At 71.5% G+C, this 24,486-nt stretch carries 26 protein-coding genes and 1 riboswitch; of the genes, 13 read left to right on the forward strand and 13 right to left on the reverse strand.

Going from position 1 to position 24,486, the window contains the following annotated elements; translation table 11 throughout:
- Positions 1–15: 15 nt before the first annotated feature.
- Both ACFY0U_RS15660 and ACFY0U_RS15665 read right to left on the reverse strand, forming a co-directional pair.
- Entirely contained in the window at positions 16–900 is an 885-nt protein-coding gene (locus ACFY0U_RS15660) for an SDR family NAD(P)-dependent oxidoreductase (protein WP_388635457.1), read from the reverse strand.
- Positions 901–982: 82 nt separating this feature from the next.
- Positions 983–1,780 (reverse strand): acetoacetate decarboxylase family protein, encoded by a 798-nt coding sequence (locus tag ACFY0U_RS15665; protein ID WP_388635459.1) that lies wholly within the window; start codon positions 1,778–1,780, stop codon positions 983–985.
- 101 nt (positions 1,781–1,881) lie between these two features.
- On the opposite strand from ACFY0U_RS15665, the gene ACFY0U_RS15670 reads away from it, so the two are divergent.
- From ACFY0U_RS15670 to ACFY0U_RS15700, 7 genes are all read left to right on the forward strand, one after another.
- Positions 1,882–2,487 carry a TetR/AcrR family transcriptional regulator gene (locus tag ACFY0U_RS15670; RefSeq protein ID WP_388635461.1) on the forward strand — a complete coding sequence of 202 codons (606 nt, stop codon included), beginning with the start codon at positions 1,882–1,884 and terminating at the stop codon, positions 2,485–2,487.
- 150 nt (positions 2,488–2,637) lie between these two features.
- Entirely contained in the window at positions 2,638–5,232 is a 2,595-nt protein-coding gene (locus ACFY0U_RS15675) for an MXAN_6230/SCO0854 family RING domain-containing protein (RefSeq protein WP_388635463.1), read from the forward strand.
- A 168-nt stretch (positions 5,233–5,400) separates the two neighbouring features.
- Complete coding sequence (locus tag ACFY0U_RS15680; protein WP_388635465.1) at positions 5,401–6,387, forward strand: DEDDh family exonuclease; 987 nt, start codon at positions 5,401–5,403, stop codon at positions 6,385–6,387.
- Positions 6,388–6,466: 79 nt separating this feature from the next.
- Positions 6,467–6,700 carry a hypothetical protein gene (locus tag ACFY0U_RS15685; RefSeq protein WP_079083468.1) on the forward strand — a complete coding sequence of 78 codons (234 nt, stop codon included), beginning with the start codon at positions 6,467–6,469 and terminating at the stop codon, positions 6,698–6,700.
- 48 nt (positions 6,701–6,748) lie between these two features.
- Complete coding sequence (locus tag ACFY0U_RS15690; protein WP_388635467.1) at positions 6,749–7,540, forward strand: SURF1 family protein; 792 nt, start codon at positions 6,749–6,751, stop codon at positions 7,538–7,540.
- 120 nt (positions 7,541–7,660) lie between these two features.
- Positions 7,661–9,445: a glycoside hydrolase family 15 protein gene (locus tag ACFY0U_RS15695; RefSeq protein WP_388635469.1), complete on the forward strand. Its 1,785-nt coding sequence runs from the start codon at positions 7,661–7,663 to the stop codon at positions 9,443–9,445.
- Positions 9,446–9,450: 5 nt separating this feature from the next.
- Positions 9,451–10,206, forward strand: coding sequence for an SDR family oxidoreductase (locus ACFY0U_RS15700; protein ID WP_388635471.1), 756 nt, complete (start codon positions 9,451–9,453; stop codon positions 10,204–10,206).
- A 1-nt stretch (position 10,207) separates the two neighbouring features.
- Here the strand turns inward: ACFY0U_RS15700 and amaP are convergent, their stop codons facing one another.
- Genes amaP through ACFY0U_RS15725 form a run of 5 tightly spaced genes read right to left on the reverse strand, consistent with a single transcriptional unit; the run spans position 10,208 to position 12,515 of the window.
- Entirely contained in the window at positions 10,208–10,786 is a 579-nt protein-coding gene (gene amaP, locus ACFY0U_RS15705) for an alkaline shock response membrane anchor protein AmaP (protein ID WP_388635473.1), read from the reverse strand.
- A 5-nt stretch (positions 10,787–10,791) separates the two neighbouring features.
- The gene (locus tag ACFY0U_RS15710; protein WP_388635475.1) at positions 10,792–11,454 is read right to left on the reverse strand and encodes a DUF6286 domain-containing protein; all 663 of its coding nucleotides are present in this window, start codon (positions 11,452–11,454) and stop codon (positions 10,792–10,794) included.
- On the reverse strand, positions 11,451–11,825 hold the full coding sequence (locus ACFY0U_RS15715; RefSeq protein ID WP_388635477.1) for a hypothetical protein: 375 nt from the start codon (positions 11,823–11,825) through the stop codon (positions 11,451–11,453). Before ACFY0U_RS15715 ends, ACFY0U_RS15710 begins: the two co-directional genes overlap by 4 nt.
- Positions 11,826–11,830: 5 nt before the next feature.
- On the reverse strand, positions 11,831–12,022 hold the full coding sequence (locus tag ACFY0U_RS15720) for a hypothetical protein (RefSeq protein WP_388635479.1): 192 nt from the start codon (positions 12,020–12,022) through the stop codon (positions 11,831–11,833).
- A gap of 28 nt (positions 12,023–12,050) precedes the next feature.
- Positions 12,051–12,515, reverse strand: a complete 465-nt coding sequence (locus ACFY0U_RS15725; protein WP_388635481.1) for an Asp23/Gls24 family envelope stress response protein — start codon at positions 12,513–12,515, stop codon at positions 12,051–12,053.
- An 87-nt stretch (positions 12,516–12,602) separates the two neighbouring features.
- Here ACFY0U_RS15725 and ACFY0U_RS15730 point away from each other — a divergent pair, with 87 nt between their 5' ends.
- Positions 12,603–13,301 carry a nucleopolyhedrovirus P10 family protein gene (locus ACFY0U_RS15730; RefSeq protein ID WP_388635483.1) on the forward strand — a complete coding sequence of 233 codons (699 nt, stop codon included), beginning with the start codon at positions 12,603–12,605 and terminating at the stop codon, positions 13,299–13,301.
- Positions 13,302–13,305: 4 nt separating this feature from the next.
- Here the strand turns inward: ACFY0U_RS15730 and ACFY0U_RS15735 are convergent, their stop codons facing one another.
- The 3 genes from ACFY0U_RS15735 to ACFY0U_RS15745 form a co-directional block, all read right to left on the reverse strand.
- Complete coding sequence (locus tag ACFY0U_RS15735; protein ID WP_388635485.1) at positions 13,306–14,100, reverse strand: enoyl-CoA hydratase/isomerase family protein; 795 nt, start codon at positions 14,098–14,100, stop codon at positions 13,306–13,308.
- A 128-nt stretch (positions 14,101–14,228) separates the two neighbouring features.
- Positions 14,229–14,450, reverse strand: coding sequence for a helix-turn-helix domain-containing protein (locus ACFY0U_RS15740; RefSeq protein ID WP_004002281.1), 222 nt, complete (start codon positions 14,448–14,450; stop codon positions 14,229–14,231).
- A 335-nt stretch (positions 14,451–14,785) separates the two neighbouring features.
- Positions 14,786–16,384 (reverse strand): ABC-F family ATP-binding cassette domain-containing protein, encoded by a 1,599-nt coding sequence (locus ACFY0U_RS15745; RefSeq protein WP_388635487.1) that lies wholly within the window; start codon positions 16,382–16,384, stop codon positions 14,786–14,788.
- A gap of 210 nt (positions 16,385–16,594) precedes the next feature.
- Between ACFY0U_RS15745 and ACFY0U_RS15750 the strand changes: the two genes are divergently transcribed.
- Both ACFY0U_RS15750 and ACFY0U_RS15755 read left to right on the forward strand, forming a co-directional pair.
- Positions 16,595–17,488, forward strand: coding sequence for a neutral zinc metallopeptidase (locus ACFY0U_RS15750; protein WP_388635489.1), 894 nt, complete (start codon positions 16,595–16,597; stop codon positions 17,486–17,488).
- Between the two features lie 105 nt (positions 17,489–17,593).
- Complete coding sequence (locus ACFY0U_RS15755; RefSeq protein ID WP_388635491.1) at positions 17,594–18,007, forward strand: VOC family protein; 414 nt, start codon at positions 17,594–17,596, stop codon at positions 18,005–18,007.
- 7 nt (positions 18,008–18,014) lie between these two features.
- Here the strand turns inward: ACFY0U_RS15755 and ACFY0U_RS15760 are convergent, their stop codons facing one another.
- From ACFY0U_RS15760 to ACFY0U_RS15770, 3 genes are all read right to left on the reverse strand, one after another.
- Complete coding sequence (locus ACFY0U_RS15760) at positions 18,015–19,337, reverse strand: hypothetical protein (protein WP_388635493.1); 1,323 nt, start codon at positions 19,335–19,337, stop codon at positions 18,015–18,017.
- A 244-nt stretch (positions 19,338–19,581) separates the two neighbouring features.
- Positions 19,582–20,709 (reverse strand): alpha/beta hydrolase, encoded by a 1,128-nt coding sequence (locus ACFY0U_RS15765; protein ID WP_388635495.1) that lies wholly within the window; start codon positions 20,707–20,709, stop codon positions 19,582–19,584.
- A gap of 124 nt (positions 20,710–20,833) precedes the next feature.
- Positions 20,834–21,565 (reverse strand): class II aldolase/adducin family protein, encoded by a 732-nt coding sequence (locus ACFY0U_RS15770; RefSeq protein ID WP_388635497.1) that lies wholly within the window; start codon positions 21,563–21,565, stop codon positions 20,834–20,836.
- A 196-nt stretch (positions 21,566–21,761) separates the two neighbouring features.
- Here ACFY0U_RS15770 and ACFY0U_RS15775 point away from each other — a divergent pair, with 196 nt between their 5' ends.
- The 3 genes from ACFY0U_RS15775 to ACFY0U_RS15785 all read left to right on the forward strand — a co-directional run bounded on the left by ACFY0U_RS15775 (position 21,762) and on the right by ACFY0U_RS15785 (position 24,152).
- Complete coding sequence (locus tag ACFY0U_RS15775) at positions 21,762–22,511, forward strand: lysozyme (protein WP_388635499.1); 750 nt, start codon at positions 21,762–21,764, stop codon at positions 22,509–22,511.
- Between the two features lie 143 nt (positions 22,512–22,654).
- Positions 22,655–23,896: an anion permease gene (locus ACFY0U_RS15780; protein ID WP_388635501.1), complete on the forward strand. Its 1,242-nt coding sequence runs from the start codon at positions 22,655–22,657 to the stop codon at positions 23,894–23,896.
- A 34-nt stretch (positions 23,897–23,930) separates the two neighbouring features.
- Positions 23,931–24,152 carry a hypothetical protein gene (locus ACFY0U_RS15785; protein WP_266829011.1) on the forward strand — a complete coding sequence of 74 codons (222 nt, stop codon included), beginning with the start codon at positions 23,931–23,933 and terminating at the stop codon, positions 24,150–24,152.
- 139 nt (positions 24,153–24,291) lie between these two features.
- A riboswitch (cobalamin riboswitch) is annotated at positions 24,292–24,424 on the forward strand.
- Positions 24,425–24,486: the final 62 nt, after the last annotated feature.

The following is a 24,486-nucleotide window of genomic DNA, read 5'->3' on the forward strand; positions in this document are numbered from 1 at the left end:
ACCCCCTCGGTCCAGTCAGTCCAGGATGAAGTTCTCTAGGTACGACGGGTTCGCGCGGTCCAGCATCGACTGCGCCCGCGCCCTGATCCGATCGTCACTGTGCTCGCTCGCCGGCAGGATCCAGAAGCGGTCCGCGCGGATGCCGTCGACCACCGTCTCGGCGACCTCCTCGACCGGGGTGAACTCCACCTCCCGGCCCGCTTCCTTCATCGCGGCCTCCCATTGGCCGAGGCTGCGGTACGGCGTCCTGCGCGGCCGTTCCTTGGCGTACCGCTCGGGCCGGTTGCGGTGCGACTCCCACAGGCCGGTGCGGAGCATGTGCGGGCCGGGGAAGAGGACGGAGGCGCCCACGCGCGTGTGCTCGGCCTTCAGGTGGGCGTACAGGGACTCGGTCATCGTCACGACGGCCGCCTTGGTGACGGCGTACACGGAGGCGGTGGGGAGCGGGGCGATGCCGCCGTCGCCGGAGGACGTATTGACCACATGACCGGGTTGACCCGACTTGATCATGTGAGGGACGAACGCCTGGATGCCATGGAAGACACCCCACACATTGACGGCGAACGCCCACTTCCAGTCGTTCGGCTCGTGCTCCCACATCCGGCCCTCGGCACCCGAGCCGACCCCGGCGTTGTTGCACAGCACATGGACGGCCCCGTACGTCTCATAGGCGAAGTCCGCCAGCTCCAGGACCTGTTCCCGCTCGCCGACGTCCACCACGCGCGCGTGCACGTCCGCGCCGTCCGCGCGGAGCCCCGCCACGGCCTTCTCCAGGGCGCCCTCCTCGACGTCGGCGAGGACGACCTTGAGCCCCTCGGCGGCGAACCGCCGGACCATCGCGAGGCCGATGCCGCTCGCCGCGCCGGTGACCACGGCGACCTGCCCTTCCCTCAGATCCACAGCCGCTCCTCTTCCGACATCGCTCGCACCGACCCCTCTGTCGGCCGGAGGTCCGGGGGTCGTCCCCCGGGAAGACGCAGCATCAGGCACTCCCCTCGGGAGGCGCGTCGAGGACCTGCGCCGGATCGTCGTAGCGCTGGTGGATGTAGGGCAGCAGGGCCCGCGCGTCGACCCGCTCGACGACCTTGCCGCGCTGGTCGCTGGTCTTCTCACCGATGGTGATCTCGACGAGGCGGCGCACCGGGAGGTCGGCGACCGGGTCGTACATCGACTCGCGCAGGACGACGTCGCCGGTGATCCGCTCCAGCCTGCGGACCTTCTCGTTGCGCAGACAGTGCACGAGCACCGGGTCGGCGTCGAAGCCCGAACCGTCCACGGCGGGCAGGAACTTGAAGTAGAAGTCGGTCTTCTGGACCGGCTCCGGCACCGGCAGTTCGCCGGCGACCGCGCCGCGCACCTCGGCGAAGGCGATGCCGTGGCGGGCGAGGAACGCGCGGACGACCAGGCCGTCGCGCTCGACGACCACCTCGCCGAGCTTCTTGGGCTCGCCGAAGACCTCGCGGCCGCCGATCAGGGCCCGTTCGTGGGTCATCGGCATGACGAGGGGGTACCAGCCCTCGACGCCGTCATGGGCCGCGGCGACCGCGAACGAGCCCGCGCCGAGCGGATATCCGGGCAGGTCGACCTTGCTGACGCTGACCCGGGCCAGCGGCCGGTCCGTGGGTTTCAGGGGTGGTGGCAGAACCGCCGCGACCGCGTCCGGGTCGGTCTCCCAGATCGCCACCACACCGGTGGACCAGATGTCCGGGAGCCTGGAGCTCGCGGTGCGCGCGGCGGCGATCTCCGCCTCGGTCCGTGCGCCGTACCGTACGCGTGCCATGTCGTACCGCCCCTTCTTCTGATGGGCCGTCACCTGTAACACAGTTACAGCACCTGCCCCGCGGGGTAAATACGCGTGCACGAGCCGGACTTGGGGGCAGCATGGCGAGACCGTCGCTCACCCGGGACGAGGTCCTGGACACGGCCGCGAACCTGGTGAGGCAGCACGGCCCCGAGGCGCTGACGATGCGCAAGCTCGCCGCCGAACTGGGCACCGCCGTGACCTCGATCTACTGGCATGTCGGCAACCGGGAGTCCCTGCTGGACGCGCTCGTCCAGCGGACCGTGGCCGACCTGGGCGAGTTCCGGCCGGTCGGGCGCACCCCGGTCGAGCGGGTCGTCTCGGTGGCGCGCATCCTGCGCCGGCGGCTGCGCGCCCATCCTCATCTGATCGCGATGGTCCACGAACGCGGCCTGACCGAGCGGATGTTCCTGCCCGCGCGGCAGGCTCTCGTGCGCGAGGTGCACGCGGCCGGACTGCGCGGCACCCGGGCGGCGGAGGCGGTACGGGCGGTGCAGTTCCAGGTCGTGGGCTTCGTCCTCGTAGAACGCAATCGGGAGCGCGCGCCCGCCCAGCGGCCCGCCGAGGAGACGACCGCTGACGACGACCCGGCGCTCGCCTGCGCCTTCGCGCAGCCGGTGAACGAGGAGCGGCTGTTCGTCATGTCCGTGCGGGCGTTGGCCCGGTCACTGCTCGACGATAAATAGGTGGCGCTTATCGAAGGCGCCCTCCTAGAGTCGTGTTCGCGGGGGCGGCTCCGCAAGCGTGCTTCCTTCTCCCTTTTCTGACGCTGACAGCGCGCTCACTCTCCGCCTCCCGCCTCTCTTCTTCTCTTCCTTCCCGCCGGGGGCCTCCGCTTGTCCGTACTGTCGTCCGTGCTGCTCCGCCGCCTTCGTACCGTCTACGTCGACCAGGCCGGGCCACGCCCGGGCGACCCGTCGACGACGCCAGGGCTCGTCGCGCTCGAAGCCGAGCTGCTGGACCGGGGATTCGCACCGACGGCGCAGCTGCACGCGGCGCTCTCCTGGCTGGGGCCCGCCGGGCTCGGGGACGCGGGCAGACAGCTGATCGGGCACATCGACGCCGAACTGGGCGCGGACCGCACCCATATGCCGATGTTCCGCAGCTTCCCGGCCTCGGTGCCGGACGACACGTTCCAGCTGTACGTCGACCGGATCTTCACCCTGCTGCTCCAGTGGCCGGCCCAGCCGTGTGTGCTGTGCGGCACGGTCGGCAGCGTGCACGCGGTGTCGCCGTGCGCACATCTGGTGTGCCGGGAGTGCTGGGACGGCACGGACTACGCGGGCTGCCCGATCTGTCATCGCCGTATCGACCGGGCAGACCCCTTTCTGAAGCCGGAGCAGCCGCGCCGCGAGCGCGAACTCGCCGTCGGACCGCTGAAGTTGCTGGCGCTCGGCACGGACGCCAAGGCGGACGCGGTCAAGGCCCTGCTGAAGCTGCTGGCCCGGCGCACCCCGCTGCCTCCGCAGGACCGGGACGACGTGAAGATCCTGCTGGCGCACGCGCCGGCCGACCTCGGCTGGTTCCCGGCGGACATCCCGGTGCGCCAGACCAAGGCGCTGGCCCTCGGCACGCTGCTGCTCGACCGGCACACGCGCGTGACGGCGACCGAGCTCCTGGCCACGCATCTGACGACCGCGACGGACGTGCTGCGGCTGCTGTGCGTGTGGTCCGGCGGCGAGCCCGACCTGCTCGACCCTCGCCGTATGCGCTCCCTGCCGCGCGCGCTGCGCCGGCAGCTGCTCGGCATACTCGACGGCCTGGCGATGCCCTCGTTGGTCGAGGACGTGCTGCGGCACCCGGGCCCCTGGAAGCGCGCCGCCGAGATCCTGCACCCCTACGAGCAGCACGCCCGCCATCCCAGGGCCGCGCTCGCGTTCGCCGTCCTGCGCGCCACCGACACCTCCGAGGGCGCGCTCGGCGAGGCGCTGCTGCGGACTGCCGCCGCGCACCCGGACGCGGTGCGGGTCGACGGCGTCCGCGTCAAGCCGGCCACCTGGGCGGCACGCGTCGAACAGGCGCTGCACGAGAAGGACATGACGGCTGCCCTGGAGCTGCTCGCCCAGCGGCCGGGCGAACTGCTGCGCAGGCTCGACCATCTGCTGCGGCTGCGCGAACTCGACGCACTGCCGCAGGGGTTCGGGGACGCTCTGCGCCGGGTGCTGCCCAAAGCCGGCCCGGGTCCGCTGCTGGCCGCGCTCGGCCGGATGCGGATCCGTCATCTGCCGGGCGGGCGCCGGGTGTTCTTCCCGCGCGGGCAGGTCACCCACTCCTTCACCATCGACGACACGCGCGTGCCGCTGTCGTCGGAGGTGACGGACGAGGTGTGCGCGCTGCTGGAGGCCGAGGCGCTGCGCCGGCTGGCCGACGGGCCCCGGCTCGACCTGGCCGTGCTGGACTCGGCGCTCACCGGTCTCGCGGTGCCGGCCGCCGAGAGCGCCGCCGCGAGGGCGCTCGTGACGGTGCCGCGCGGCAGCACCCAGCCACTGCCCGAGGGGGAGGTGCTGCGGCTCTTCCTGCACTGGACGGAGCCCGCCGGGACCCGGGTGGACCTGGATCTGTCGGTGGCGCTGTACGACGGGGACTGGAAGTTCGCGGGGCTGTGCGACTACACCAGCCTCGTGTACGAGGGCCGTTCGGCGGTCCACTCCGGTGATCTGGTCTCGGGGCCCGCGCCGGACGGGGCGACCGAGTACGTCGACCTGGACCTCGGCGCGCTCGCCGACCGCGGGGTGCGGTTCGCGCTGCCCGTCGTCTTCAGCTTCAACGACGTCCCGTTCGAGGCGCTCCTGGACGCCTTCGCCGGCTTCATGGCGCTGCCGTCCGCGGCCCTGGAGGACCGCGACGCGTCCTACGACCCGCGTACGGTCCGTCAGCGGTACGACCTGGTGGGCGACTCGCGCATCCACGTCCCGATGCTGGTCGACCTGGACCGCCGCACGTTCCTGTGGACCGACCTGCATCTGCCGGCCGCCGAGGGCTTCCACAGCCTGTATGTGCACGGCGCCGACCTGGGGCGGGTCGCCGAGGACCTGTACCAGTACTTCTCGTGCGGCCGTACGACCCTGTGGGACCTGGCCGTGTGGCGGGCGGCCGCGCGAGGCGACGAGATCGCGGTGGTACGGCGCGCGCCGCATCCGCGCGCGGTGGACGAGCTCTGGCACTACCGGCGGCACGCCGGGGAGCGGGACACGGAGTTCGCGGCACGCGTGCGTGCCCTGGAACCGCCGCAGAGACGGCAGCCGTCCGAGGACGCCGACACCCTCGCGGGTGAAGCGGCCGCGAAGAAGCACGTGTTCCTCGCGCTCGTCCACGGCACAGTGGCCCCCGAGGGTGCGACCGGGGCGGCGTACCGGCTGCTGCCGGGGCCGGTCGACGGCTGCGGCCTGGAGACGCTGACGGCGGGAGACCTGGTGGCGGCGCTGGGGTGAGAGGGCGGGACCGGTGAACAACTTCCGGGCTTCGCGGCGAGGTTGGTCGCCTTACGCGCGCGTGCGTGCGGTTCCTCACGTCTTTGTACGAACTCCCGGCACCGCCCGCCGTCGCACACGGCCGGGTGCGCGCGGCGCTGTCAGTGGGGGCCCGTATCCTCAGGGACCATGCTCGAAGACCAGACGACCGCAGCGTCCTCCCCCACGACGTGGCCGGCCGCGTATCCGCAGGGGTACGCGGTCGTCGACGTGGAGACCACCGGCCTCGCACGGGACGACCGGATAATCTCCGCGGCCGTCTACCGGCTGGACGCGCGCGGTGAGGTCGAGGACCACTGGTACACGCTGGTCAACCCGGAGCGCGACCCCGGCCCGGTGTGGATCCACGGTCTGACGAGCGATGTGCTGCGGGGCGCGCCCCTCTTCCAGGACATCGTCGAGGAGTTCTCGACCCGGCTGGACGGCCGGGTGCTCGTCGCGCACAACGCGGTCTTCGACTGGCAGATGATCGCGCGGGAGTACGCGCGCGCGGAGCGCGAGGCGCCGGTGCGGCAGCGGCTGTGCACCATCGCGCTGTCCAAGGAGCTCGCCCTGCCGCTGCCCAACCACAAGCTGGAGTCGCTGGCCGCCCACTTCGGCGTCGTCCAGCAGCGCGCGCACCACGCGCTCGACGACGCGCGCGTGCTCGCGGAGGCGTTCCGGCCGAGCCTGCGGGCCGCGGCCGAGGGGGGCGTACGGCTGCCGCTGCACGAGTGCCGGCCGCTGACCGAGTGGACGGACCGGGCCGTGCCCCGGCAGCAGCAGTCGAGCTATGGAAGCTATCGGCCGACCAGTTGGCGCCCCGCCCGCAAAAGGCCCGCATGCCCCTATCCCAACCCGGGACGTTACGAAGAGGGCAAACCACTCAAGCAGGGCATGCGCATCGCCTTCTCCGGGGACACCTCGATCGAGCGCGACCTCCTGGAGGACCGCGCGATCGAGGCCGGGCTGCACGTCGCCACCAGCATCTCCCGGCTGACCAGCCTGCTCGTCACCAACGACCCGGACTCGGGCACGTCGAAGGTGGTCAAGGCCCGCCAGTTCGGCACACCCGTCGTCGACGAGGCGGCCTTCGGGCAACTCCTCGGCAATGTGGCACCGGCGTCGAGGGAATGACCGTACGGACGGGTGATTGCGTCGCGACTCGCCCGTCGCCGCCTCGCCCGGGCCGGACCGACGGCTCACCCTGTGGCGCATGGCGACTTGCGAAGTATGCGGAAACAACTACGGCATGACCTTCGAGGTGCACGCACAGGGAGCGGTGCACGTCTTCGACTGCTTCTCCTGTGCGATCCACCGCATGGCCCCGATCTGCGAGCACTGTCGTGTACAGATCATCGGCCAGGGCGTCGAGGTCGAGGGCCACTGGTTCTGCGGCGCCCACTGCGCTCGCGCGGAGGGAAAGGTGGGCATCGTCGACCGCGTCTGACCACACCCCTGTGCGAACACCCCATGACCCGAGTTGTACGGTCATGGGGTGTACCGCTTCCTGTTGTCCCGGCAGTGGGTGATCCTCACGCTGGTCGCCCTCGTTCTCATCCCCACGATGATCCGGCTGGGCATCTGGCAGATGCATCGCTACGAGGAGCGCAGCGCCCGCAATCAGCTGGTCTCCGACGCGCTGTCCGCCGAGCCGGTGCCGGTGGAGCGGATGACAGCCGCCGGGCACACGGTCACCAGCAAGGAGCGGTACCGGTCGGTGACCGCGAAGGGTCACTTCGACACCGATGACGAACTCGTCGTCCGCCGCCGCACCAACTCCGACGACGAGGTCGGCTACCACGTCCTGACCCCGTTCGTCCTGAACGACGGCAAGGTGCTGCTGGTCAACCGCGGCTGGGTCCCCACCGGTGCCACCCAGACCGCGTTCCCGAAGGTCCCGGCGCCGCCCGCGGGCGAGGTCACCGTCACCGGGCGGCTGATGCCGGACGAGACGACCGAGGCGAGCGGCATCAAGAACCTCAAGGGTCTGCCGGACCGGCAGATCATGCTGATCAACAGCGCGCAGGAGGCCCAGCGCCTCGGCAAGCAGGTCCTCGGCGGCTACATCGCCCTGACCACGCCCGAACCCAAGGGCGACACCCCTGAGCCGCTCGGCAAGCCGGGCAAGGAGAACGCCCCTCTGAACTACGCGTACGCCTACCAGTGGTGGCTGTTCGCCGCGGGCATCCCGATCGGCTGGATCGTCCTGGTCCGACGCGAGCTGCGGGACCGCCGGGAGGCGGCGGAGAAGGAAACGGCGACGGAAGCGGAGCCGGCGGCGGTCTGATCGGCCACCCCTCGGCGACGGCCGGCCCACGGACCCCCAAGGTCGGCCCACGGACCCAGGTGTCACTCCCCCGGCCGCCCCCCTGATTGCCACCCGGGTGCACCGGGAACCCGCATTCCCGTGCCCCTCATCGAGGATTACGCCCTCATCGGCGACGAACAGACAGCGGCCCTGGTCGGCAAGGACGGCAGCATCGACTGGCTGTGCCTGCCCCGCTTCGACTCCGCGGCCTGCTTCGCCAGACTGCTCGGCAACGAGGAGAACGGCCATTGGCGCATCGCACCCAAGGATGTCGACGGTGAGTGCACTCGTCGCGCCTACCGCCCCGGCACCCTCGTCCTGGACACCGAGTGGGAGACGGACGAGGGCGCGGTGCGGGTCACCGACCTGATGCCCCAGCGCCACCAGGCCCCCGACCTCGTACGCATCGTGGAGGGGCTCCGCGGCCGGGTCACCGTGCGCAGCACGCTCCGGCTGCGCTTCGACTACGGCTCGATCGTGCCGTGGGTGCGCGAGTCCGACGGGCACCGGGTGGCCGTCGCGGGGCCCGACTCGACGTGGCTGCGCAGCGAGCCCCCGGTCCACACCTGGGGCGAACACCTCGGGACACACTCGGAGTTCACCGTCGAGAAGGGCGAGAAGATCGCCTTCGTGCTCACCTGGCACCCCTCGCACCAGCCGCGCCCGGCACTGACCGATCCCTACGAGGCGCTGGAGAACAGCGTCGCCGACTGGCAGGCGTGGACGGCTCGCTGCCGCTACGACGGTCCGCACCGCGACGCCGTGGTCCGTTCCCTGATCACTCTGAAGGCGCTCACCTACCGGCCGACCGGCGGCATCGTGGCCGCGGCCACCACCTCGCTGCCCGAGGAGCTGGGCGGGGTGCGCAACTGGGACTACCGCTACTGCTGGCTGCGGGACTCCACGCTCACTCTGGGCGCCCTGGCGGCGTGCGGCTATCTGGAGGAGGCCGAGGCCTGGCGGAACTGGCTGCTGCGCGCGGTCGCCGGCGACCCGGCGGACCTCCAGATCATGTACGGCCTCGCGGGCGAGCGGCGGCTGCCCGAGCTCGAACTGCCGTGGCTGTCCGGTTTCGCCGGCTCCAAGCCCGTACGGATCGGCAACGAGGCCGTGAAACAGCTCCAGCTGGACGTGTACGGCGAGGTCATGGACTCGCTGTCGCTGGCCCGGCGGGCGGGGCTGCCCGCGAAACCGCACATGTGGTCCCTCCAGAGCGTCCTGCTGGACTTCCTCCGGTCCTCCTGGCGGCAGCCGGACGAGGGGCTGTGGGAGGTGCGCGGCGGCCGCCGCGACTTCGTCCACTCCAAGGTCATGGTGTGGGTCGCCGCCGACCGGGCGGTGCGCGCCCTGGAGACCTACCCGGAGCTCAGCGGTGACGTGGACGGCTGGCGGGCGCTGCGCGACGAGGTGCACGCCGAGGTGTGCGCGAAGGGCTACGACCCCGAGCGGAACACGTTCACCCAGTACTACGGCTCGCGCGAGCTCGACGCGTCCCTGCTGCTGATCCCGCGCGTCGGTTTCCTGCCGCCCGACGACCCCCGGGTGGTCGGCACCGTCGACGCGGTCCGCGCCGAGCTGAACCACGGCGGTTTCGTACGGCGTTACAGCGTCGAGGGGCTGCCCGTGGACGGGCTGCCGGGCGGCGAGGGCGCGTTCCTGGCGTGCTCGTTCTGGCTCGCCGACGCGCTCCACATGACAGGCCGCACGAAGGAGGCACGGGACCTCTTCGAACGGCTGCTGGCGCTGACCAACGACGTGGGACTGCTGGCCGAGGAGTACGACCCCGTGGGCGGTGTGCAGCTCGGCAACTTCCCGCAGGCGTTCAGCCACATCGGTCTGGTGAACACCGCCCTCGCCCTGTTCGGGGGCGAGGAGGCAGGATAGGGGCCATGGATCTTGGACTGAAGGATCGGGTGTACGTCGTCACCGGGGCCACGCGTGGCCTCGGCAACGCGTCCGCGCGTGAGCTGGTCGCCGACGGGGCGAAGGTGGTGCTCACCGGGCGCGACGAGAAGCGGGCCGCCGACGCGGCGGCCGAGCTGGGGCCGAACGCGGTCGGGGTGGCCGTCGACAACGCCGACCCGGAGGCGCCCGCCCGGCTGATCGCGGCCGCGCGAGAGAGCTTCGGCGGCTTCGACGGCATCCTCGTCAGTGTCGGCGGTCCGGCGCCCGGGTTCCTCGCGGACAACACGGACGAGCAGTGGGCCACTGCCTTCGAGTCGGTGTTCCTGGGCGCGGTGCGGCTCGCTCGCGCGGCGGCGGCCGAGTTGGAGGCGGGCGGTGTCATCGGGTTCGTGCTGTCGGGCTCGGTGCACGAGCCGATTCCGGGGCTGACCATCTCGAACGGGCTGCGGCCGGGGCTCGCCGGCTTCGCGAAGTCCCTCGCGGACGAGTTGGGCCCGCGCGGGATTCGGGTCGTGGGGCTGCTGCCGTCCCGCATCGACACGGACCGCGTGCGTGAGCTGGACGGATTGTCCGCGGACCCGGAGGCCACTCGTGCGGCCAATGAGTCACGGATTCCGTTGCGGCGATACGGGACGCCGGAGGAGTTCGGGCGCACGGCGGCGTTCCTGCTGTCCCCCGCCGCCTCCTACCTGACGGGGATCATGGTTCCCGTCGACGGCGGCATGCGGCACGGGTTCTAGGTCAACTCACCCTTTCCGCACGGTGCTTGACCGCCTTCATACGGACCTCTGCGGGCAGTGACGCCAGGCCCGCCGAGTTCCGCGCGTGCGTCAGCGCCTCCGTCGTCAGGTGGTTCAGGGCCGTCCCGGGGTCCACATGCGGTTCCAGCAGGAGCCGTACGCGGGTCTCCGGGGCGTTGCGCCTGCCCTTCAGGTGGACGTGGGCGTGGGAGACGCCGTCCAGCTGAGTCGCCTCGTTGGCCAGTACGTTTTCCAGCGCCCGGCCCCGGAGCAGCGCGCCCTCGCCGTCGCCGGTGTCCACCAGGACCTCGGTCAGCCGGTGCCGGCGCAGGTTCGCGGTCAGCCACCACAGGGTGAGCAGGACGAGGACGGCCAGTACGGCGAGGACGGTCGGCCACCACCAGCCGTGGTGCTCCCAACGGGTGCGTTCGCCGTCGTCGAGCAGGACGTCATGAGGGCCGTCGTGGATCCACCAGGACGGCGGGTCCAGGCCCAGCCCGACGGCCAGCACGGAGCCGCCGACCACCAGCAGGACGAGTCCGACCACCCCGAGCACGACACGGTTGACGATCCGGAGCATCGGCCTCACCCCTTCTTTCCCGGCCGCCGTACGTGCACCGACAGCTTCGGCGGCCGGGAAAGGCCCAGCCCCCCGATCGCCTCGGCCAGCGTGGCCTCCAGGTCGGCGCGTACGTCGTCCAGTTCGCGGAAGTGCGAGACCGCGCCGACGTCGGCCTTGGCGCGGCTCAGGCGTACACGTACCGACTGGACGCCGGAGACCTCCACGGCCCGGTCGCGCAGGACCAGGGCGGCGGCCTCGCGGTGGAGTCCGGCGCGGACGTCGGCCTGGGTGCGCCGCATCGGCAGGATGCCGCGCAGACCGGGGGTGGCGGCGAGCACGATCAGCCAGACGCCGAGCGCCGCGGCGATGCCGGCGCCGACGAGGACCCAGGTGTCGTCGAGCGGGCGTTCGGCGAGCTGCGCGGCCAGTTCCCGGCGCCAGCGCATGGCGGGCTGCTCGGCGCGGACCGCTGTGATGTCGTAGAGGAAGAATCCGGCGATCACCAGGAGCAGCAGCGCGAGGATGGCCGCGGAAACGCGCCGCGCCGACCAGAAGCGGCTCTCCGCTCCGCCCTCGCCCTCCAGTACGGGTGGGGGTTCGTACGCGCCGGTGTCGGTCTCCTTCTCCAGGACCGGCAGTCGTTGTGTGGTGCCTTCCGTACCCTGTGAGCCCTGGGGCTCGCTCATCGCGTCCTCCCCTGTGCCGGGCCGTGCGCCGGGGTCAGGTGCAGTCGTTCCACATGGACGACGACCTCCGACACCTCCATTCCCACCAACGCGACTACCCGCTCCACGACATGACGACGCACCCGCGCGCAGCGGGCGCCGATGTCGGCGGGGTAGGCGAGTTCGAGGTGGACACGGACGCGGACGGTCCCGTGGTGGACGACGACCGCGGCGTGCGCGGGCGCCGTGTCCCGCGGGAGGGCGCCGAGCGCCTCGCGGGCCGCCTGGGAGGCGACCTTCGCGACGACGCGGTCGGCGATCCGGGTCGCGCCGCGTTCGCCGGCCGGCACGACGGTCGGAGGTCTGCGGAGCTCACCGGTCTCGGTGGTCACCTAGGTCACCGCCGGTCACGGCGGCCGTCACGGGTACGGAAGAAGTCACCGAGCTCCAGGTCACCCTCCAGGAACCGCCCGACGACGAAACCGACGGCGCCCAGGGCCGCCACCAGCAGGAAGGCACCGAATCCGCCGAAGTACCCGGCGAAGCCCAGCGCCATACCGGCGATCATGCCGACCACGGCCATGCTCATCCTGCGCTCCCCTCAGCTCTCGCCGGACTCACTGGAGCCGGGACTCCGGCTCTTCGTCCTCTTCCTCGGGCAGCTTCACGTCGCTCACCGCGATGTTGACCTCGACGACCTCGAGGCCGGTCATCCGCTCCACCGCCGCGATCACGTTCTCCCGTACGGCGTGGGCCACCTCGTTGATCGACACGCCGTAGTCGACGACGATCTCCAGGTCGAGCGCGGTCTGCACCTCGCCGACCTCGACCTTCACACCCCGGGTCACGGACTTCGCCCCGCCCGGCACCCGGTCCCGCACGGCGCCGAAGGTGCGGCTCAGGCCGCTGCCCATCGCGTGCACACCCACCACGTCCCGGGCGGCCAGCCCGGCGATCTTCTCCACGACCCCGTCGGCAATGGTGGTGCGCCCGCGCGTCGCCGGGTCGCCTCCACCGCGTTTGGTGGGCTTGCGCGGCTGTACGCCGGTCTCCGCCTCGGGAGTCTGCGTCATGTCAGTCATCGCCGTACGTCCCTTCTGATCGTCCTCCTTCGACCACCGTAAGCGGGGTTACGTCGTTGTGCGCCGTCGATGCGGCAGGCTGGAGGAATGACGGCGGACCGATGGGCGCAGACAGTGCGCCATCAGCTGAGGCTCGGCAGGCTGCTGCCGCTGGGCGGCGCGCACGACGGCGCGTGGATCGCGGAGGAGGCGGCCGAGGCGGTGCTGCGGCGTGCCGTAAGGAATCTGCGCGGCGTACGGCTGGACGGGCTACGGATCGCCCTCGCCGACCCGGAGGACGTGCACGACCCCGTCGTACCGCCTCCGCCCAGTGCGCTGCCGCCGGGCCCGCTGCGGGTGACGGCGGACTTCTCGGCGACGGCGGACGAGCCGCTGCCGGCCACGGCGGAGCTGCTGCGCACCGCCCTGGCGACGGCGGCGACGCAGCGGCTCGGTCTGACGGTGACCGAGGTCGACCTGCGGGTGGCGTCCCTGCTGGACCAGGAACCGGAAGCCGGTCCCGTACGACAGCCGGAACCGCCGTCGGCCGACGCGGGCGACGATCCCGCGGCCGGCGCGGCGCTGTCGGTGCCCGGTGTCACCGGGCTGACCGCCGCGCTGGGCCGTGCGGTGCAGGCCGAGGAGCGGCAGGGCGAGACGGCCCTGCCGCGGCGCCACATCCGGGTGGAGGTGGCGGTGGACGCGGAGCACCGGGCGGTGGATGTCGCCCGGGCGGTCCGTACGGAGGTGGGGAAGGCGCTCCCCGGTCACCCGACGGTGGCGGTGCTGGTGACCGTCGTCGGGTGAGGGCTCACTCGCCCACGCCGGCCAGGTCCCGAAGACGGCGTGCCTGAGCGGCGCGCTCGGCGGCGCGCTGCTCGTCGTAGGTACGGTCCTGCGCACCGCGCAGCAGGGCCTTGGTCTCGATGACGGCGTCCCTGGGGGCGGCGAGCAGTGCCGCGGCCAGGTCCTGGACGGCGCCGTCGAGCTGGTCGAGCGGTACGGCGATGTTGGCGAGGCCGGTGTTCACCGCTTCCTCGGCCGGCACGAAGCGCCCGGTGGCGCAGATCTCCAGCGCCCGGGCGTAGCCGACCAGCGAGACGAGCGGATGCGTGCCCGTGAGGTCCGGGACCAGGCCCAGGCTGGTCTCGCGCATGGCGAACTGCACGTCGTCGGCGACGACGCGGAAGTCGCAGGCGAGCGCGAGCTGGAAGCCCGCCCCGATGGCATGCCCCTGGACGGCGGCGATGGACACGACGTCACTACGCCGCCACCAGGTGAAGCCCTCCTGGAACTCCGCGATGGCAGCGTCGAGTTCGGCGTCACCACTGCGGGCGAGGTCGATGAACGACCGTTCGCCCTCGATCCCCTCCGGCGTGAACATCTGCCGGTCGAGCCCCGCGGAGAAGGACTTGCCCTCTCCCCGCAGCACGACGACACGGACGGAGCCGGGCACGAGCCGACCGGCCTCGGCGAGCGCGCGCCACAGAGCGGGGCTCTGCGCGTTGCGCTTGGCGGGGTTGGTCAGCGTCACCGTGGCGAGCGCGTTGTCGACGGTGAGCCGTACGCCGTCCTTGTCGAGCAGGGGAACGAGTTCCTGGCCCATGGGGCGCCTCCGATGAGTGCGGTCATCCTCCGTGCCACATGGCACGGCTAAGTGACTGCACAGTAACCACCCGGACGATCAGAGAATCGACCGGGTGGCCACCATCGAAGCCGAGGGGCCGCCCGGAATCAGGACGACGCGGCCTTCTTGCCCCGGGTCGCGCCGCCACGCCCACGGAGCGTGACGCCGGACTCGCTGAGCATCCGGTGTACGAAGCCATACGAGCGGCCGGTTTCCTCGGCCAGCGCTCGGATGCTCGCACCGGAGTCGTACTTCTTCTTCAGGTCTGCCGCGAGCTTGTCGCGCGCGGCGCCGGTTACCCGGCTGCCCTTCTTCAGAGTCTCGGCCACCCGTGCCTCCTCATGGGAAGTGCGCTCTGGTCCCCTCATGATCACCCCTCCAGGGCTTCATGGCCACCCATTCGGCAAGGTCCGTAAGACAAGGTTGTGACGACAGGAGCGCATCCCCACATACGGAATCTGTAATTCCGGAGAGAGTCGTTCGTACCGCCGAACGGGTTCTTTTGTGAAGTGCCTGGTCAGAGACGCAGCGCGGCCGAGCCCTTGTCGATAAAGGGCTCGGCCGCGAAATGGATGTAGGACACACCTCGGTACGAGGAGATCTCACACAGATGATGGATCACCGATAGGCCGAATGATCCATACCTAGTTGATCAACCGTTCGATCAAGCGAGGGCGACAAGGTCCGCGTAGTCGGAACCCCACAGATCCTCGACCCCGTCCGGCAGCAGAATGATCCGCTCCGGCTGGAGCGCCTCGACGGCGCCCTCGTCGTGGGTGACCAGGACGACGGCGCCCTTGTAGGTGCGCAGGGCACCGAGGATCTCCTCGCGGCTGGCCGGGTCGAGGTTGTTGGTGGGCTCGTCCAGAAGCAGCACGTTCGCCGAGGAGACGACCAGGGTGGCGAGGGCCAGACGGGTCTTCTCGCCGCCGGAGAGGACCCCGGCGGGCTTGTCGACGTCGTCGCCGGAGAACAGGAAGGAGCCCAGCACCTTGCGGACCTCGACCAGGTCCAGGTCGGGGGCGGAGGAGCGCATGTTCTCCAGGACCGAGCGCTCCGGGTCGAGGGTCTCGTGCTCCTGGGCGTAGTAGCCGATCTTGAGCCCGTGACCGGGGACGACCGCGCCGGTGTCCGGCTGCTCGGCACCGGCGAGGAGCCGGAGCAGGGTCGTCTTTCCGGCGCCGTTGAGGCCGAGGATGACCACCCTCGATCCCTTGTCGATCGCCAGGTCGACGTCGGTGAAGATCTCCAGGGAGCCGTACGACTTCGACAGTCCCTCGGCCGTCAGCGGGGTCTTGCCGCAGGGCGCGGGGTCGGGGAAGCGGAGCTTGGCGACCTTGTCGGAGACCCGCACCGCGTCGAGCCCGGCGAGCAGCCGGTCGGCCCGCTTGGCCATGTTCTGCGCGGCGACCGTCTTGGTGGCCTTGGCGCGCATCTTGTCGGCCTGCGAGTGCAGCGCCGCGGCCTTCTTCTCGGCGTTCTGCCGCTCGCGCTTGCGGCGCTTCTCGTCCGCCTCGCGCTGCTGCTGGTAGAGCTTCCAGCCCATGTTGTAGACGTCGATCTGGGCGCGGTTGGCGTCCAGGTAGAAGACCTTGTTGACGACCGTCTCGACCAGGTCGACGTCGTGGGAGATCACGATGAAGCCGCCGCGATACGTCTTGAGGTAGTCGCGCAGCCAGACGATCGAGTCGGCGTCGAGGTGGTTCGTGGGCTCGTCCAGGAGCAGGGTGTCCGCGTCCGAGAACAGGATCCGCGCCAGCTCGATACGGCGGCGCTGACCGCCGGAGAGCGTGTGCAGCGGCTGGCCGAGCACCCGGTCGGGCAGGTTGAGCGCGGCGGCGATGGTGGCGGCCTCGGCCTCGGCGGCATACCCGCCCTTGGTGAGGAACTCGGTCTCCTGGCGCTCGTACTGCCGCAGGGCCTTCTCCCGGGTGGCGCCGCTGCCGTTGGCGATCCGCTGCTCGTTCTCGCGCATCTTGCGCATCAGTACGTCGAGACCGCGCGCGGAGAGGATCCGGTCGCGGGCGAGGACGTCGAGGTCGCCGGTGCGGGGGTCCTGCGGGAGGTAGCCGACCTCGCCGGAGCGGGTGATGGTGCCGCCGGCCGGCTGGCCCTCGCCGGCGAGGCACTTGGTGAGCGTGGTCTTCCCCGCGCCGTTGCGGCCGACCAGACCGATGCGGTCGCCCTTGGCGACACGGAAGGTGGCGGACTCGATGAGTACTCGGGCGCCGGCGCGCAGCTCGATACCGGAGGCGGAGATCACGGACAGACTCCAGGGCAGGTTGTATTGGCGGTCGGGCGGCTGAGGACGTTCCCGCCGTCTAATGCGCGAGGAGAATGGCCATGGGCCAAGTCTAACGGGACCGTGCAACCACTTTTTCTGAGTTCGGGTGTTCGATACGGCACGGTGCGGTGTCCCTCGTTCGGGTCAGCGCCCGGGGCCGGGCCCCGATCACGGGGCGACGATGGCCCCATGCAGTTCGACGACGACGCCAAGCTGGACACCTCCGAGGTCCAGGACGTGCGCGGCAGCCGCGTTCCCGGGGGCAGGGCGACCGTGGGCGGCGGCATCGCCGGGCTGATCGCGCTGCTGCTGGGACTGTTCTTCGGCGTCGGTCCCGACCAGCTCGGGCTCACCGACGAGGGCGGCGGGCAGCCCGTCGCCACGGCTTCCGGCCTCGCCCAGGTCCAGCAGTCCTGCCGTACCGGGCAGGACGCGAACACCAGGGACGACTGCCGCATGGTGGCCGTGGTCAACAGCGTGCAGGACTACTGGGACCAGGAGTTCGAGCGGCGCAGCGGGACGTACACCCGCTCCCCCACCGTCTTCTTCAGCCGGCGGGTCGGCACCGCGTGCGGCGCGGCCACCTCGGCGGTCGGGCCGTTCTACTGCCCCGGCGACCGGAAGGTCTATCTGGACCTGGACTTCTTCGAAGAGCTGCGCTCGAAGTTCGGCGCGAGCGGCGGCGCGTTCGCGCAGGCCTATGTCGTCGCGCACGAGTACGGGCACCATGTGCAGGACCTGATGGGCACGCTGAGCCGGTCGCAGGACGGGCGCACGGGCGAGAACAGCAACGCGGTGAAGGTGGAGCTCCAGGCCGACTGCTACGCGGGGGTGTGGGCGCACCACGCGACCACCACGAAGGACGAGTCGACCGGGCGGCCGCTGATCACCAGCCTCACCGAGGCGGACATCGCCGACGGACTGGACGCGGCCGCGGCCGTGGGTGACGACCGGATCCAGGAGCGCTTCCAGGGGCGGGTGACGCCCGAGTCGTGGACGCACGGGTCGGCGGCGCAGCGCCAGCGGTGGTTCCACCAGGGGTTCGAGAGCGGTGACATGGCCCGGTGCAACACCTTCAGCTGAGGCGGTCGAGGTGTCCTGCCTGGTCAGGTGCTGTTGTCAGTGGTCGCTGCAAGACTGTGCAGCAGGCGGAAATTCCCGGCATTTGATCACAAGGGAGTGATCGGCATGGCAGGCACGAGCGGTGGGCGTCCCAGCATCTATCCGACGCTGGTGTACGCGGACGCCAAGGCGGCGGTCAAGCAGCTCACAGAGGCCTTCGGCTTCTCCGAGCTGGCGGTCTACGAGGGCGAGGACGGCAAGGTGGCCCACGCCGAGCTGGTGCAGGGCAACGGCGCGATCATGCTCGGCTCGAAGGGCACCGGCAGCAAGTTCGACGCGGTCATGAAGGACGCCGGCACCACCGGGGTGTACGTCGTCGTGGACGACGTCGACGCACACCACCGGCGGGCGGTGGAACAGGGCGCCGAGATCCTGATGCCCCCGACCGACCAGGACTACGGATCGCGGGACTACATGGCCCGGGACCTCGAGGGCAATGTGTGGAGCTTCGGGACGTACGCCCCCGAGATCACGTCCTGACCCGCTGTCAGCTGCCCCCCGTGTGCACCTGGAAGGCCGCCCGGCGGACCGCCTTGGCCAGCGCGGGGTCGGGGTGGGCGGCGGCGAGGGCCACCAGCACCTGCACGGTGCGGGGGTGACCGACGGCGCGCACCTCGTCGAGGAGCATGGGGACGGTCGGCTGCACCGCGGACTCCAGGTGGCGCACCAGCAGCGGGGCCTCCCCGTGGTCGGCGACGGCGGCGGCGGTGTCGACCCACAGCCAGGTGGCCTCCTCCCGGGTGAGCACCTCGTGGGCGTCCTCCGGGTCGGCGCCGTCGTGCACGGCGAGCCACAGCAGGGCGTACGGCCGCAGGGTCGGCTCGTCGGCCACCGCGCGCACATCGGGCTCGGCGGGGGCGCCGACGACCCGCAGCGCCTCGAAGGCGAGGCCGCGCAGCAGGGCGTCCTCGCCGCGGGCGGCGGCCAGGAGCTCGGTGACGGCGCTGCCGACGGGTCTGGCGGCGAGCCAGGCGCGGTACTCGTCGCGGGCCGCCTTGGGGCGGAGCTGGGCGCAGCCGCGCAGCATCTCCTCGGCGACGGCCTCGATGTTGCCGGCGGGGCTCTGCGCGGCGACGCAGATCTGCTCCAGCTTGACCCAGACCGCCCAGCTGCCGAGCGGGGTCAGCGTGGCCTGGCCGTCGCCGTAGGTGAGGGCGCCGACGGAGGCCAGGGCGTGCAGGGCCCAGTCGAGCAGGGGGTCGAGGGGGGTGTCCCGGGGCTGGGCCTGGTCCGGATCGGGCTGCGGACCGTAGGGGATCTCACAGCGCTCGGTGCGCAGTTCGGTGACCCGCTGCTCCAGGAGGTCCAGCAGCTGCGCCACGGGCACGGGCCCGGCGGAGAGCTGGAGGAAGGAGAGCACCTGAGGCATGGCGGAGACGACCTCGGCGACCGTGGCGGCCTCCTGCTCCGCGGGTTCCGGATGGGCGAGCGACCAGGCGTCGAAGAGGGCGACCCAGCCCCGCAGGACGGCGCTGTCGTCCCGGTCCCAGGCGCGCAGGCGCCAGCCGGGGCGAGCGCTGTCGCCGTGCACCTCGACCAGTCCGGCGAGCCGGGCGGTGTCCCACTCGGCACGCACCTGAGCCGTGCTCAGGCCCAGGGCGGCCGCGGCCTGTTCGGCGCTGGCGTCGGACAGGGTGGCCTTGCCGTCGTGCTGCCCGGCGTCCCGGCCGGGGCCCAGGGCGGCGTCGGCCCAGTGGGCGACGCGGGCGGCGCCGGCCAGGAGGGAGCGCGCCATTCTGGCCAGCTCGGCCTGGGCCGGGGTGCCCTCCGGGGGGCGGGGTGCGGGGCGGCGCGAAGGCCGCTGGGTCATCGCTCGGGGGGCGGCGGCCAGGGGTCGCGGTCGGACGAGTCGAAGCCTGGAGTCGCGCGGGATACGGGACGTCACGGGTGCAGTCTTCCGGTTGACGGTCCGAAAACCCAAACGGAATGTAACGGCGGGCTACGGGGATGGCCAACGCAGAGGTCCCGACGGGCGGCCGGGGGCCGGAAACCGGCCAGTGGTACGGCCTTAAACGGAACCGTCGGCTCTGTCTGCCGGGTGCTGTCGGCGGTCGTTACATCAGCGGGGTCAGAAAGCGGCGCAGCGCCTCTTCGTAGCCCGCCGGGTCGGCGTTCCACATGGCTCCGTGCGGAGCGTGCGGGACGGTGTGGAGGGCGACCAGGTTGGGGCGGGCGGCGGCGAGACGGCGCGAGAGGGCCCAGGGGGCGATCGGGTCGTCGGGGCCGTGGAGGATCAGGGTGGGCACCTTGAGGAGGTCGGGGTCGGCGGCCTCGGCGGCGGCGTCGGCGTGCAGTCCGGTGCGGCCCTGGGCGGCGCGGACGGCGAGCGGCAGCAGGGCGCCGGGGGTGCGGCGGGCGGCGGCGAGGGCGCGCAGGGTGGTCTCCCAGCTGAGCACCGGGGAGTCCAGGATCAGCCCGGAGACACGGTCGCGGACCCCGGAGTGGGCGGCGGCGCGCAGCGCCATGGTGGCGCCGGTGGACCAGCCGTGCAGGACGACCTTCTTGGCGCCGTGGCGGACGGCGTAGCGGATGGCCGCGTCCAGGTCGCGCCACTCGGTCTCGCCGAGGTGGTTGAGGCCGTCCGGCGGTCGGGGCGCGCCGAGGTCGCCGCGGTAGGCGAGGGCGAGCACCGGGAAGCGGCGGCTCGCGAGGAACTCCATGACGTTCAGGGAGAGTTCGCGGGTGGTGCCGAGGCCGTGCACGGAGATGACCCAGGTGCTCCGTACGCCGGGGACGAACCAGGCGGGCAGGGTGCCGAGTTCGCCCGGGATCTCGACGTCCTCGTGGTCGAGGCCCAGGGCGGAGCGGGGGTCGCCTACGTGGGTGTTGGGGGTGAACCAGACCTTGTCGCCCGGGCTCAGGGTGCCGTGCGTGACGCGTTCCAGGCGGCGTACGACGGTGTCGGCGGAGTGGGACGCGGTGCCGAGGACGGGGCCGACGACCGCGTGGGCGGAGTCGCCGCGGAGGCCGTAGGTGCCGGGGCGCAGGGCTGCCAGGTCCCGGGTGAGCGCGACCTGGCCGGCGGCCGTGGCGTGCACGGTGAGCCGGGGTTCGTTGGGCAGGGGACGGCCCGGGGGCGCCTTCAGCGCGGCGTCGCTGGCGAGTCGTCCGGCGGCGACGCTCGCGGCGCCGGCGGCCAGGGCCATGGTGACGGCTGCGGCCGTCGCTTTGACAGTGCGCACCCGTCCAGTGTCCTGGCGTACCCGGTCACGGGCCAGTGGGAGGACGATTCGGAGTGATGCGGGACAGTTCGCCGCGGCCGGGCCCGGTCACTGGCGTGCGGGCCTGGCGCTCACGGGAGCCGTGTCATGCGCGCTGTCCGTAGCCCCTCAGCCGCTCCCCCGCCTCCGCCACCTGTTCCGGTGACAGCAGGGTCGGGGCCAGGCCCGGTACGGAGGACGCCGTCAGCCACAGGCGGCACATCCACTCCAGCTGGGCGGTGCGGTCGTAGGCCTGGTCGAGGGTGGTGCCGTAGGTGATCGTGCCGTGGTTCCGCAGGAGGCAGGCGGTGCGGTCGGCGAGGGCGTGGAGCATGTTCTCGGCCAACTCCTGGGTGCCGTACGTCGCATACGGGGCAACCCGGACGGCGCCGCCGAGGGCGCCGGACATGTAGTGGATCGCCGGGAGCTCCGGGACGAGGGTCGAGACGGCCGTCGCGTGGACGGCGTGGGTGTGGACGACGGCGCCGGCGTCGGTGCCGCGGTAGATCGCGAGGTGCATGGGGAGTTCGCTGGTCGGGACGAGCCGGCCCAGGACCCGGCGGCCGTCGAGGTCGACGCCGGTCACGTCGTCCGGAGTCAGCCGGTCGTAGGGCACCCCCGAGGGCGTGACCAGCACGGTGTCGCCGACGCGTACGGAGACGTTGCCGGAGGTGCCGACGACGAGTCCGTCGGCGACGGTGCGGCGGGCGGTCGCGACCAGCTCCTCCCAGGCGGATACCTCCTCGGCGCGCACACCGCGCCCCCACGGCTCCGGCACATCCTGTGCGCCCTCTTCGGCACCCCGTCCGTCCCGCTGGTCGCGTCCCTGCTCAGCCATGCCGCGATCCTGTCAGGTGCGGCCGCCGAACGCGGCCGGGCGGGGGCACTTTAGGGCGGAGGCCAGGCGTCCGGAAGGGCGCAAATACGGACACTTCCCCCTCTGCTGCGGCTTGGCCGTAGATCGACTGACAGGCGCGGATCTTCCAGTAATCTCTGCCTGTTTTGTCGTGCACGTCGCCATTCCGGGGGGAAATATGGCCCGTGATCGCACACCTTCCCGTCACCGCGGCCGCGTTCTCGCGGCGTCCGTGGCAGCGCTCACCCTCGCGGGGACCGCGCTGGCCGAGTTTCCGGCTTCGGCGGCCGGTAAACCCAAGGGGCACGACGTCTCTTCGCACCAGAAGAACGTCGACTGGCAGAAGGCGAAGTCCAAGGGGGCGAAGTTCGTCTACGTCAAGGCGACCGAGTCCCACACGTACCGCAACCCGTACTTCAACCAGCAGTACAACGGCTCGCGCAACGCGGGCCTGATCCGCGGGGCCTATCACTTCGCCCTGCCGAACAAGTCCTCGGGCAAGACCCAGGCGGCGTACTTCGTACGCAACGGCGGCGGCTGGAGCGGGGACGGCTGGACGCTGCCGCCGGCGCTCGACATCGAGTACAACCCGTACGACAAGAAGCACAAGTGCTACGGCCTGAAGAAGGCCGCGATGGTCAGCTGGATCAAGTCCTTCAGCAACGAGGTGAAGCGGCTGACCGGGCGCCGACCGGTGATCTACACGACCGCCCACTGGTGGAACACCTGCACGGGCGGCAGCGGTGCCTTCGCCTCGAACCACGCGCTGTGGGTGGCCCGCTACAACTCCGCGGACGCCGGAGCACTGCCGGCCGGGTGGGGGTTCTGGACGATCTGGCAGTACGACAACAGCGGCAGCCTGCCGGGTGATCAGAATCTCTTCAACGGGTCCCTGGCACAGCTGAAGAAGTTCGCCCGGGGCTCGTAGCCGTGCGGCGGTTGGGCCGTGCCGGAGGATCGGAGGGGAAACCCTCGGTTCCGGACACCGGGCGGCCCGCCTCAGTTCATCTTCCGTTCACTCAGGTTACCTACGTTCGTCCGGCCAACGACCTCGAACGATTGCCTGGGTAAATGGAAAACTTCTCGCTGATCCTCGCGATTGTGGTGGTAACCGCACTCGCGTTCGATTTCACGAACGGTTTTCACGACACCGCCAACGCGATGGCCACGACCATCTCGACCGGTGCGCTCAAGCCCAAGGTCGCGGTGGCCATGTCCGCCGTGCTGAACCTTGTGGGCGCCTTCCTCTCCGTGGAGGTCGCCAACACGATCTCCAAGGGACTTGTCGACGAGAGCGGCATACGTCCTGAGGTCATCTTCGCCGCCCTGGTGGGCGCGATCCTCTGGAACCTGCTGACGTGGCTGGTCGGACTCCCCTCCAGCTCCTCGCACGCCCTCATGGGCGGTCTGATCGGCGCCACCATCGCCTCGGCGGGCATGGGCGCGGTCCACGGTGACGTCCTGGTCACCAAGGTCCTGATCCCGGCGATCGCGGCGCCCATCGTCGCGGGCCTCGCCGCGATGCTCGCGACCCGCCTGTCCTACTCCATCGGCAAGAAGGCCGACGGCAAGGCCGCCGCGAAGGGCTTCCGCGCCGGCCAGATCGCCTCGGCGGGCCTGGTCTCGCTGGCCCACGGCACGAACGACGCGCAGAAGACGATGGGCATCATCACCCTGGCCCTGGTCGCCGGCGGCGCCGTCGCCCCCGACTCCGACCCGCCGATGTGGGTCATCCTCTCCGCGGGTCTCGCCATCGCGCTCGGCACCTACCTCGGCGGCTGGCGCATCATCCGCACGATGGGCAAGGGCCTGACCGACCTCCAGCCGCAGCAGGGCTTCGCCGCCCAGACCAGCGCGGCCACGGTCATCCTCGCCTCCTCGCACCTCGGCTTCTCCCTCTCCACCACGCACTCGGTCTCGGGCGCGGTGATGGGCGCGGGCCTCGGCCGCAAGGGCGGCGTGGTGCGCTGGTCCACGGCGACGCGGATGTTCGTGGCGTGGGGTCTGACGCTGCCGGCCGCGGCCTTCGTCGGCGCGGTGGCCGAGTGGGTCACCGGCTTCGGCGACTGGGGCACGGCGGTCGTCGCCGTCTTCCTCATCGGCTCCAGCGCGGCGATCTGGAAGATCTCGCGCCGCGAGGTCATCGACCACACGAACGTCAACGACACCGACGAGGAACCGGCCGGCGTGGTGACGACGGCGATCGCCGCGGTCACCCCTCCCCCGGCGGGCCCGGTGACCGAGGACCTCACGGCCACGATCCCGGCCCCGGCCGCCGCCGCGGAGCCCGCCGCTCCGCCGGCCGCCGTCTGAGCCCGCCGCACCCAGGAACGAAGGAATCACCGACATGAAGATCGACTGGGAAGCGCTGGGCTCCGTCTTCGGCGTCAGCCTCGTGGTCACCGTGGCCCTCGTGGCCCTGTTCACCCTCGGCATCATGGGCCTGTCCCGCCAGGAGCGGGCCACCGCCCAGGGCGGATCCGCGGCCCTCGCCGTCACCGGCGCGTACGCCTGCTTCGCGGCCTGCGCGGCGGCGGTGACGTACGGGATCTATCTGATCGTCGCCTGACGCGACGAGCGGACACCCCGTGGGGTGCGGGACGGTTCACCGTCCCGCACCCCACGCTTTGTTACGCCTGTAACCAGCCGTATGTGGGCCTCAGCACACTCTCCCGTCCCAGGTCAACGGCAAGTTGACGGCCCTTCCGGGCCCGTGGTGGACTGCCGGGGCCATGTACGACGGCAGGAGAGGAAGCCGGTGGAAGTCCGGCGCGGTCCCGCCACTGTCACCGGGGTAGGTAGCCCCGGGAGCCAGGAACTCTCGTCGTCGGTCTCGTCGAACCAGGGCGTGGACACCCTGAGTGAGGACATATCGCCATGCTCGCCTGCCGTTTGAGACACCG

The sequence above is a fragment of the Streptomyces sp. NPDC001536 genome (genome assembly GCF_042894505.1).
Taxonomy (GTDB): domain Bacteria; phylum Actinomycetota; class Actinomycetes; order Streptomycetales; family Streptomycetaceae; genus Streptomyces.